Here is an 11140-nt window from a genome sequence, read left to right as displayed (position 1 = left end):
GAGCTTTTTCAGAGCCATTGCTAATAATCAATTTATCGTGTGTTGGCTATATTTGAGGGAGAGAGACAAGAAACGAGTAACGCATTATCCATTGCTTGATTGATCTCAATATCCGGATGCGCCAATAAGAGCTTTACCACTTCAAGATGCCCATTCTGGCATGCAATATAAAGCGAAATTGATCCATCGTGCATTGCTTTATTGATCTCAATATCCGGATGCGCCAATAAAAGCTTTACCACTTCAAGATGCCCATTTTGGCATGCAATATACCGCGAGGTTGCTCCATGACACATTGCTTTATTGATATCAATATCTGGATGCGCCAATAAGAGTTTTATCACTTCAATACGAGCTTCTTCACATGCGACAAAAAGCACGGTTAGCCCATCATACATTGCTTTATTAATCTCAATATCTGGATGCGCCAATAGGAGTTTAATCACGTCAATATGACCGAAAGGGCATGCGATTAAAAGCGGGGTTACGCCAGCTTCCATTGCCTTATTGATATCAATATCCTGGCGCGCCAACAAGAGTTTTATCGCGTCAATACGACCTTCTTGACATGCGATATAAAGTGGGGTTACTCCATTATTCATAGCCTTATTGATATCAATATTCTTGCAAGCCAATAAGAGTATAATGGCTTCGACATCCCCTTTTTGGCAGGAATGAAAAAGCAATCCCGCCCCAGATGCATCATAAATTGTGGTCAGCGTCGAATTTGCTATGTATTTTTTATGCAATTTATTCAGTGAGCCATCATCAATAAGATAACGATTATTGTTAGTAAGCAAAGTGCTATTAAAAACAATATGTTTTGAACCTGGGCTTAACGAATGAAATAAATTATCAGCTAGCTCTTTTTAAGTTAATTCACGATAATAACTGCTGAGTTTTGGGTATGCTTCAAAATCATTGGTGTCAACAAACATCCAGTTTTTTTTTGCATGATTTTTGTTATATTTTAATAAAATTCTGTGATAAGAATTTTCTATTAAAATAGGGAGGTTTGGATAATCAATGAGTACCGTTTCTAAATCATTAAGATAATTGATTAAACGACTATGACTAAACGCATAAGCCTTATTAAGTAGTATCCTGAGATTAGTATGTTCCTGTTTCCTGGAATGGGTTAGCGCATAAATATCATTAAGATAACTTTGGCTAACGGGTCGTTTGTCAAATACATCCTGATGATTATGTGGTTGTAAATAAAGTTCAATTCCTTCATAAAAAGCGAGTAGCTCAAGAAATTCTATGTCTTGCTCATCAAGTTTTTTTGTTTTTGCCTTAAGTTTAACTTCCTCCATTACTCTGATTAGCGATGTAAAATCCGTTTTATAGTACTCAATAAGCTTTAATCGTTGCCAAAATTGCTCTTCCTCCTGAGCAAGAATAGCCTGCATTAGCATGCCAGAAAACCCAGCACATAAACCTTTAGGGCTTAATGGATACCCCAGTAGTAGTCCTAACTTAACTAAATCGTCATGAGTTAATTTTGCCATAAGGGAGAGGCAGAAAGAATTTAAATGGTTATAATTATATCACCGGATCATTTTGTGGGGCAAATATTTACCAGGCAGATCCAGTCAACTATAAAAAAAGGGAAGAACTTATTAATAAGGTCATGACACACAACAACTCCGTTGAAAAAACGCGCCAAATTAATGACTCATTTCATCGAGTGCTTTATCAAGTAACGAGCCAACAGCCTGACAAGAATAATATTGAACCCGCTGATAACCTTTGTGAGCAAGCTCTTTGGCAAGACCAAGATCGCCAAGTAAGCGCTCCAAACCATTGGCCAAGCCTATTACATCAGATGGTGGCACCAGAACAGCACAACCTGACTCACCAATAATTTCTAAAGGCCCTGACACCTGAGTGAGAACCATAGGTATTGAATGCATCATGCTTTCAACAACAACCAAGCCAAAAGACTCTTTTAAGGTAGGGTGGCAAAACACATCAAGGCTTTCATAAAAAGAGTGCTTGTCATTGACCCACCCCATTAAAGTAACATTATGTTGCAACCCGTGTTGCTTGATTAACTTGATGTATTGTTTTTTCTGCTTCCCATTACCGGCAATTTTAGCTGTAAAATTAATTCCCTTAAGTGTAAGGATAGCTAAAGCATTAATAAACACATCAATCCCTTTAAGATCAGAAAATCTGGCGCAGGCTCCTATTACTGGCACACTCGTTATCACGGGCTCCTTATAGTGCAAATCAGCAGGAATGTGAATCATATTAGGTACAGTAAAAACTTTTTTTCCTGCCCAATTCATTTGCCTCACTTCCTGATACATATGTTCAGTAATGACAATCACCGCATCTGAAATAGTTATTAGTTCAGCAAAAGATTCCACCGTATGACATACTGCAATTTTGGGCACTTGAGTCTGTGTTTTGTAAAAAAGTCGGGCATCTCGTTTCGTATGAGTGATAATACATGAAGGATTTTCTTTCTCTATCAATTTGCGCAGTCGATGTATGGCAATAAAATCATTACTTCCGTAATTAAAAATAGTTGTACTTTTTTTTGAGGTACAGTTTTTTCGCACTTGCCCCCATGGGTGAATTACGGGGATTAATTCATGACCTAAAGATTCCAATACGTGATTATACGTTAGAAAAACCTGTTCAATACCACCATTAACCGTGGAGAACATTGCATTCATTATCTTCATAATATACCTAAAAATAGCGTCTGTTTTATCATTTCATGAATAAATCACTATGTACATAGAACCTTATTTAACTCACTGATTAAAATGAATAATTGTAATAATGAGCCGTCTTTCTCATAAGTCATCGTTCATCCATTTGTAAGTTACTTGTATCCCGCCAACTGAACCATTACTATTAAGGCTCAAATACCCTACTTGTATGAAGTTACAATTTGAATTGGGCACGTCATTAATTAAGGAGTGATTTATGTGTAAGGTATATATTTTACCATTTGTTTTATCCAGTTTCAGCTTAACTGGTTATGCTGTAACAACTAATCCAACACCAGACAAGGATGCCCCCGTATGTTCATCCGCACTCTGCGCATTTAATCTAAAAGGTGGATTATATGCAGGGGTTACAGCATATTATGTAAAGCCAAGTGAAACAGGCCTGGGAATGGTCTCTGACAGTTGGCTCTATGGTGGATCTGGAAATTTAACGGCACTCAGTAAGCCATTTGACCCTCCACATAAATGGGCAGGCAGTGTCAAATTGGGCTATAACATACCTATGTCAGCTAATAATATAGAAGCCAGTTACTTATTTCTCGATAATAAAACACATGCAATAAATGATTTTTCAGATGGTTCAATTGGCTTCGGCAGCGTCCTGTTTCCCAACACAACATTACCCCCTACTCCTGGTTTTGTTAGCGATGCTTATTTGTCCTATAAAGTTAATCAAGTAGATTTAAAAGCAGGAAGAAAATACAGCGATGTATCGAGTGCATTTTTTATTCGTCCATCCCTAGGTCTTCGTTATGCAGAACTAAAACACTCATTAACATTTGCAGCACCAGGTAACATGCTCAGTAGTTTTAAAGGTGTTGGCCCAATGATAAGTGTTGATAGTACTTATAATCTAGGACATGGATTTGGGCTAGTAGGCTATTTTGACTATGCTTTAATAGTTGGTAAAATTGACTCTCATTCCTATCTAAGCCTGTTAGGTACCAATTTTAATTATTCGTGGCCAGAAAGAGACAGAATAGTTAATAGTATTACAGCTAAATTAGGCCTGGATTATAGTTTCAACTTCGCAAATAATTCCAATGTCGCCATTGAAGCAGGATATCAAGTAAATGAATATTTTAACTCAATGGATACAATAAGAGGAACAATAGCCTTTGCTCCAGGTGATATTTCACGTATTAATGGCAATGAAACCAATAGTTTTGGCTTTCGCGGCCCCTATATTAGTCTAACAGTAACAGCCTAGCGTTTATGAGCAGTATTATTATCCACTTACAAATATTTATGCCAGAGAGACTTTCTCCTCTGGCATTATTTACATAGCCAAGCTAATTTTAACCCCCTAGCCAAATTCATCATACACAACACGGTGCATCTTATTTTCGCATTTTTGTTGCTGAACATTATAAATAATTAGAGAGGAAGGATTCTTAGATTCATTTTAATAGAGGATAAGCTATGTATAAAATAAAAGCGGGTAATAAACGTCCCCGCTTTTATTCATATGAGACTAAAAGGCAGATTTTAGATGTCTATATTTTCTGCATCCAAAGCATGGGACTCAATAAAGTCTCTTCTAGGTTCAACATGATCACCCATTAACGTAGTAAAGATCTCATCTGCTGCTACAGCATCTTCTATACTTACTTGCAACATTCTCCTTACTTCAGGATCCATTGTAGTTTCCCAGAGTTGATCAGGGTTCATTTCACCAAGACCTTTATAGCGTTGAATGGTCTGGCCTTTTTTAGCTTCATCCATTAACCAGTTTAAAGCCTGTTCAAAATTTTCTACCGCTTGAGTTTTATCTGAGCGCTTGACATAAGCCCCCTCATCAACCAAAGAACTTAATCTAGTACCAAGACTTACCAGTTCTTTATAATCTTTCGAATAGAAAAACTCAGCATTCATAGGTACATGATTCGCCATTCCATGTTGCGTGATAGTAATTCTTGGAATATGCAGAGCACCTTCATCCAGCGATAACACATCAACAGAATATTGTTCTGTTTTACTGTCGACCTGCTGCAGGCTTAAATCCAGTTGTTTACACCATGCGGCTATTTTATCCATCTGGTTAAAATCTTCATTTTGCAAGACAGGAAGATAAGCAACTCGTTTTAAAATGTCAGCAGAATATCTTCTTTTATAACGCTTAATAATTTTACCAACGCGTCTAAACTGTTGTACCAATTCTTCCAAGGCCATTGCAGTGATAGCAGGAGCATCTTTTGATGGATAAAATGCAGCTCCATCTAATGCACTTTGGGTCAAATATTCAAAAAGTGCTTCATCATCTTTAACGTATTGCTCTTGTTTTCCTCGCTTAACTTTATATAGTGGAGGTTGAGCGATATAAATATATCCTCGTTCCAAGAGTTCTCTGGTTTGTCTGTAGAAAAAGGTAAGCAATAAGGTACGAATGTGCGATCCGTCAACGTCGGCGTCCGTCATAATAATGATACGATGATAACGCACTTTATCCGGATCATATTCATCAGGACCAATACCACACCCCAGTGCGGTAATTAATGTCGCTACCTCTTGTGATGCAAGCATTTTATCAAATCGTGCTTTTTCCACATTTAAGATTTTACCTTTAAGCGGTAATATTGCCTGGAATTTTCTATCTCTGCCCTGCTTTGCAGAACCGCCCGCGGAGTCTCCCTCTACCAGGTACAATTCAGATAGTGCAGGATCTTTTTCTTGGCAGTCAGCTAATTTTCCGGGCAAGCCAGCAATATCCAAAGCACCTTTGCGACGAGTCATTTCTCGCGCGCGACGAGCCGCTTCTCTTGCTCTTGCAGCATCGATAATTTTGGCAACAATTGCTTTCGCTGCAGCCGGATTTTCCATAAGGAAATCATTAAACTTTTCAGCGACACTGGATTCAACGGCAGATTTAACTTCAGAAGAAACTAATTTATCTTTTGTTTGTGAAGAGAATTTAGGATCAGGAACTTTAACCGACAACACGGCAGTTAGCCCTTCTCTGGCATCATCCCCTGTTGGAGACACTTTAGCTTTCTTTGCATAACCTTCACTTTCAATATAATTATTTAAGGTTCGAGTTAGTGCCGCTCTAAAACCTGCCATATGCGTTCCACCATCACGTTGTGGAATGTTGTTAGTGAAGCAAAAAATTGTTTCTTGATATGAATCATTCCATTGCATTGATAATTCAACAACAATCCCATCTTTTTCCCCAGACATCGAAAAGACGACAGGAATAATTGGGGTTTTATTTTTATTTAAATGTTCAACAAAGGCCTGTATTCCACCTTCATAATGGAAGGTATCTTGTCGTTGTGAACGCTCATCAAATAAATGAATGCATACACCAGAGTTTAAGTAAGAGAGTTCTCTTAAACGTTTTGCCAAAATATCGTAATGAAATTCTATATTTGAAAATGTTTCTGCGCTAGGCTTAAACCATATCTGAGTCCCGGTATTGGTCGCATCGCCCGTTTCAGCAATAGGAGCATCAGGAACGCCATGCCGATAATGTTGTTCATGTACTTTTCCATGACGTCGTACTAGTAGATGCAATTCTTCAGACAGCGCATTTACCACGGACACACCAACTCCGTGCAAACCACCGGATACTTTATAAGAGTTATCATCAAACTTACCTCCGGCATGCAGTATCGTTAAAATAACTTCTGCAGCAGAACGCCCTTCCTCTTTATGAATATCAACAGGAATTCCGCGTCCATCATCTTTTACCGTAACCGATTCATCAGAATGGATTGTAACGAATATTTCTTTGCAATGCCCAGCAAGTGCTTCATCTATAGAGTTATCGACAACCTCAAACACCATATGATGAAGACCGGTACCATCATCAGTATCACCAATATACATACCTGGTCTTTTTCTTACTGCATCTAAACCCTTTAGGACTTTAATATTATTTGAATCATAACTGGCATCAACGCTCATCAGGAACCCTCATTACCGAATTGTGGTATTTTGAATTCAAAAATTATATCATCTTTTACGTCTGGTTTATATGCGCCTGATGAAACTTTGCTTAATCCAGCCCCCCGCTTTCATTAAAGTTCAGCTGTCTCTTAATATCTCTCTTACTATAGATTCCAGTAAAATTAATGTACAAATTCATAGCAAGTTGCTTTTGAGAACTCCCTATGTAACATCACTTCGTAACATTCAGTTAAGGTCATGAGATCTCGGTAGTAGTACTTGATAGTTGAGGAGCTAGTCTGGTAAAGAGGTCAATATAATTATAAATCAGTATGTTCCTGTTGTTGTTTCTTCCCACAATTGTAGATACGAATCATTGATCCTTCCTATAATCAACTAGTATGTATTTACTTATGTTTCACGTGGAACAATTTTTTATTGTTATAGGACTAGGTTCTGTGAACGAATATTTAGACATAACTTATGTGCAAGTAGTAAGTAGGTTGGGCCTTGGCCCAACATCATAGCATAGCGACTTCTTTTATATAAAAATGTCCCCATAAACGTTCTATTATTGCTATTAATGAAGTCGCTGCGCTCACTTGTTGGGCCAAGGCCCAACCTACTTGCCTATAAAATACTCTTAAAATTCGTTCACAGAACCTATCATTATTAAATTTTTGAGCCTTAGAATATAACATTCACACCAATTGCCACAGATACAAGTATAAAGAGTATTCACATCCTCTTAGCGCAGAGGATTACCGATTGTAACTACTGTTTCTCCTCTGATAAAATTTGGAACGAACAGGCCACTGCTATTAAGTAAAGAAAAGTACGTCATCCTGAGCATAGCAAAGGATCTCCTGAATACAGGGAGAGCCTTCGTCGCTAGCTCTTCAGGATAACGGCCAAATCCTTAACTTAATGACAGTGCGAACAGGGGTGAGTCCTGCAAAATATTAATGACCTATAAGAATTACTCACATCATCAGGAATAGTAACTAATAATATAAAATTAAGTTTTCGAATTGATGAATTCCAGCGAAGAAAGCTCAATTGGTTCATGTAGCAAACAATTAAGCTTATGTTTCACGTGAAACAATATTATATTAAACAAAATTTGGTTTAGCTCCGTTGGCATTCGAATAAATGAAGTCAAAAATTTGTGAATTATATCTAAAATAAAAACTACCTATCTAGAACCATGTTAGTACACTAAATAGAATAAGGTCTCTATTTCAACATGTGGTTTTTCAGTCGTATAAAGAAAGATTGATACTTATAAAAGATAGAGTAGCGAGGTAAGGCCAGAGAATTAAGATTAAACTCGTTAATTGCGATGTATTCTCAATTACAGCTGAGAATAAATACTGATGTCTCATTTTAGATTACCCCATTTTCTAATGATATAAGATACTAAATATAAATGAAATTTCTGTAATTATGGGTATAAATTTACTCAATAACTCCAGATTTTATCGAGAGTACGTTAAAATTTGAATCAGGAAGTATTTGTGAAATATTGTATGGGTTTATACTGGTAATAACATATTGACCATTAGCATTGTATAAGTAATCAAATATATTTTGTTGATGGATGTCATCGAGTTCTGCAGGTAAATCATCAAATAAATACAAACAATCTCCATTTAACAACTTACTTTGAGCAAGCTTTAGTGCAATTAGAATTATTTTTTGCTGACCACGTGATAAAACTTGTTTTGCTTTATTGTCATCACAATGAATTACAATATCTGCTTGATGAGGTCCATATTGCGTGTATTGTTTATGCAAATCACTATTAAAATGTTCAGCAAGTACCTCCATCAAATCACGACCGGTATTTTTTTTATCCCATCCCTTAAAATATTGAATAGTGCAAGGGCTATTAGTTAATTTGCTCAAAACTTCATAAAAAGTTTGCTCCCAAAGGATAAAATAATTTTTTCTAAGAGTATCCAGTTGAAATGCAAGTTCACTCAACTGTTTATCCCAAGGAATAAAATGAAGATAAGTCGCTTTACTTTTTAATAGTGCATTTCTTTGCTTAAGAACTTTTTTATAATCTTTCCAGAGCGTCAGATAGTTCTGTTTCACGTGAAACAATCCCCAATCGAGCACGCTTCTGCGAACAGCCGGTCCTGCATCAATAATTTGAAAAATGTCAGAATAAAAAATTTGACATGGTAAAGCATAAGCTAATTGACTTGTGCTATGGCAGAATTGGTTGTTTAACTTAATTTGCGTAGGAGTTGATAATGATTTTTGGATGCTTATAGTTGAGTTGTCAGAAAACCGTGAAAAAACTGTCAATGCCTGTTGCTCAAGAGAAATAATCGGAGCAATTTCTCTTGAGCGAAAAGAATGGCCACAACTAAGTAAATACAGAGCCTCTAGAATGGAAGTTTTACCACTTCCATTAGAACCATGGATAAAATTAAAACGGGAATTTAGCGATAAATTAGCCTGAGATATATTTCGTAAATGATGAATTTTTAAATCAGTTAAAATCATATCTTCATAGGCATGATAATATATTGATAGTGTTCATTTAGCAAAGACTCAATTAAAATACTACTGTCTGTTGTAGACATAGACAAACGTATCTGACCCTCGCCAAAATGATTTAATACATCCAATAAATAAGTGGCATTTAGACCTATTTTAAGTTCATCACCTTGAGTCTCAGCAACTAAAGATTCTACAGCTTCTTCTTGTTCATTATTATTAGCAATCAAGGTTAATTGGCCTGGTTGCAAATGAAGCATAACCGCTTTAGATTTTTCATGCGCCAAAATGACAATTCTCGCTAAAGAACGCTTAAAAAGAGCACAATCAATAATGATTTGCTTGTCCTGTTCTCTTGGTATCGCTTTAGCATAAGGAGGAAATCGAGCTTCGATCAATTTAGACATAAACGTAAATTGACTGCTTATTAATTTAAAGTGCGATTTGCCTGCAGAAAGTAAAACATCTTCATCACCAATACAATTCAATAAGCGTAATAACTCCTGAACACCTTTTTTGGGCAATAAAAGTTTACTCTGTGTCGTATTAACACAAGAATAGCGCGAAATAGCCATTCTGTGTCCATCAGTAGCAACTGCAGAAATAAGATTAGGTTCAAACTCTAAAAATAATCCGTTAAGAAACACACGGACATCTTGTTGCGACATAGCAAAATGAGTAGCCTGTAATAGTTGCTGCAAAACAAGTCGTGGAATAGTTAATTCAACATCATTACATTCATCTTCACTTAAAGGATAATTTTCTGCAGGTAAGGTAGTTAATTTAAAAGAACTTCGGCCTTGCTTGATAGTAACAATACCATTATTAAAAACGATATTAGGGCTTGTATTTTCATCAAGTGAACGAATGATATCAATGAATTTTTTAGCAGGGACTGTAATACTGCCCATTGTTTGATTCGATTCACAAGCAACTTGTGCTGAAATTTCAATTTCCAGATCAGTTGCAGTTACATACAGTCTGCCATCAGCTAATTTCAATAAAAAATTAGATAAAATAGCTAAAGACTGTTTTTTATCAACGGCCCCCGCAACAGTAAGTAAAGGAGCAATCAAATCTTCTTTTTTAATAGCTAACTCGAACAAAACTGCCCCCTTATTATGAAGATAAAATTCTCATTAAATTTTTATAATCTTCAGTAAAATCACTATCATCCTGCACTAATTCTTTAACTTTTCTGCAAGCATGAATAACTGTAGTATGATCTCGTCCACCAAAGTGATCACCAATTTCAGGTAAGCTATGATTGGTCAGCTCCTTACTTAAGGCCATTGCCATTTGCCGTGGCCTTGCAATAGAACGGCTACGACGCTTGGATAATAAATCAGCTACCTTTACTTTATAATATTCAGCAACAGTTTTTTGAATGTTTTCTATAGTGACTAATTTATCCTGTAGCGCTAAAAGATCACGCAATGCTTCATGAACAAACTCAATGGTAATTGGTTTACCAGTAAAGTGAGCATTAGCAATGACTCGACGCAATGCACCTTCAAGTTCTCGTACATTAGAACGTATTCGCTTAGCAATAAAAAAAGCAACTTCATAAGGAAGTTCAATGTTAGATTGTTCCGCTTTACTAATCAAAATCGCTACACGGGTTTCCAGTTCAGGAGGCTCCACCGCAACAGTTAATCCCCAACCAAAACGCGATTTAAGACGTTCTTCCATTCCCTCAATTTCTTTAGGATAGCGATCACTGGTGAGAATTATTTGTTGCTGTCCTTCTAACAAAGCATTAAAAGTATGAAAAAACTCTTCCTGAGACCGATCTTTTCCGGCAAAAAACTGAATATCGTCAATAAGTAATGCATTAAGAGAACGATAAAATCGTTTAAATTCGTTAATAGAATTAGTTTGTAAGGCTTTTACCATATCCGCAACAAAACGCTCAGAATGCAAGTAAAGTACTTTGGCTTCGGGGTTGTTTTTAAGAATATTATTACCAATTGCATGCATTAAATGTGTTTTAC

8 protein-coding genes are annotated in these 11140 nt (G+C 36.5%); 1 reads left to right on the top strand and 7 read right to left on the bottom strand.

What is annotated here, in order from left to right:
* Positions 1-32: 32 nt before the first annotated feature.
* The 3 genes from Q0495_RS09965 to Q0495_RS09955 form a co-directional block, all read right to left on the bottom strand.
* Complete coding sequence (locus tag Q0495_RS09965; protein ID WP_298625603.1) at positions 33-800, bottom strand: ankyrin repeat domain-containing protein; 768 nt, start codon at positions 798-800, stop codon at positions 33-35.
* Between the two features lie 69 nt (positions 801-869).
* Entirely contained in the window at positions 870-1511 is a 642-nt protein-coding gene (locus tag Q0495_RS09960) for a hypothetical protein (RefSeq protein ID WP_298625601.1), read from the bottom strand.
* Positions 1512-1670: 159 nt separating this feature from the next.
* The gene (locus Q0495_RS09955) at positions 1671-2696 is read right to left on the bottom strand and encodes a glycosyltransferase family 4 protein (protein ID WP_298625599.1); all 1026 of its coding nucleotides are present in this window, start codon (positions 2694-2696) and stop codon (positions 1671-1673) included.
* A 247-nt stretch (positions 2697-2943) separates the two neighbouring features.
* Between Q0495_RS09955 and Q0495_RS09950 the strand changes: the two genes are divergently transcribed.
* Positions 2944-3957, top strand: coding sequence for an Lpg1974 family pore-forming outer membrane protein (locus Q0495_RS09950; protein WP_298625598.1), 1014 nt, complete (start codon positions 2944-2946; stop codon positions 3955-3957).
* A gap of 278 nt (positions 3958-4235) precedes the next feature.
* Here Q0495_RS09950 and gyrB read toward each other — a convergent pair whose 3' ends face one another.
* The 4 genes from gyrB to dnaA all read right to left on the bottom strand — a co-directional run.
* Positions 4236-6653 carry a DNA topoisomerase (ATP-hydrolyzing) subunit B gene (gene gyrB, locus Q0495_RS09945; RefSeq protein ID WP_298625596.1) on the bottom strand — a complete coding sequence of 806 codons (2418 nt, stop codon included), beginning with the start codon at positions 6651-6653 and terminating at the stop codon, positions 4236-4238.
* 1440 nt (positions 6654-8093) lie between these two features.
* The gene (gene recF / locus Q0495_RS09940; RefSeq protein WP_298625593.1) at positions 8094-9152 is read right to left on the bottom strand and encodes a DNA replication/repair protein RecF; all 1059 of its coding nucleotides are present in this window, start codon (positions 9150-9152) and stop codon (positions 8094-8096) included.
* Positions 9149-10252, bottom strand: a complete 1104-nt coding sequence (gene dnaN / locus Q0495_RS09935) for a DNA polymerase III subunit beta (protein WP_298625590.1) — start codon at positions 10250-10252, stop codon at positions 9149-9151. The genes recF and dnaN overlap by 4 nt, the downstream gene beginning before the upstream one ends.
* A 13-nt stretch (positions 10253-10265) precedes the next feature.
* A partial coding sequence (gene dnaA / locus Q0495_RS09930; protein WP_298625587.1) for a chromosomal replication initiator protein DnaA occupies positions 10266-11140 on the bottom strand: 875 nt, incomplete at its 5' end.

It is taken from the genome of uncultured Legionella sp. (genome assembly GCF_937871865.1).
GTDB lineage: Bacteria > Pseudomonadota > Gammaproteobacteria > Legionellales > Legionellaceae > Legionella.
This window is presented reverse-complemented; position numbering and strand designations above follow the sequence as displayed.

Bases quoted from the DNA above. Each gene is read 5' to 3' on its own strand.
- Q0495_RS09960 (WP_298625601.1), bottom strand. From the start codon at position 1,511: ATGGCAAAATTAACTCATGACGATTTAGTTAAGTTAGGACTACTACTG.
- Q0495_RS09955 (WP_298625599.1), bottom strand. From the start codon at position 2,696: ATGAAGATAATGAATGCAATGTTCTCCACGGTTAATGGTGGTATTGAA.
- Q0495_RS09950 (WP_298625598.1), top strand. From the start codon at position 2,944: ATGTGTAAGGTATATATTTTACCATTTGTTTTATCCAGTTTCAGCTTA.
- gyrB (WP_298625596.1), bottom strand. From the start codon at position 6,653: ATGAGCGTTGATGCCAGTTATGATTCAAATAATATTAAAGTCCTAAAG.
- recF (WP_298625593.1), bottom strand. From the start codon at position 9,152: ATGATTTTAACTGATTTAAAAATTCATCATTTACGAAATATATCTCAG.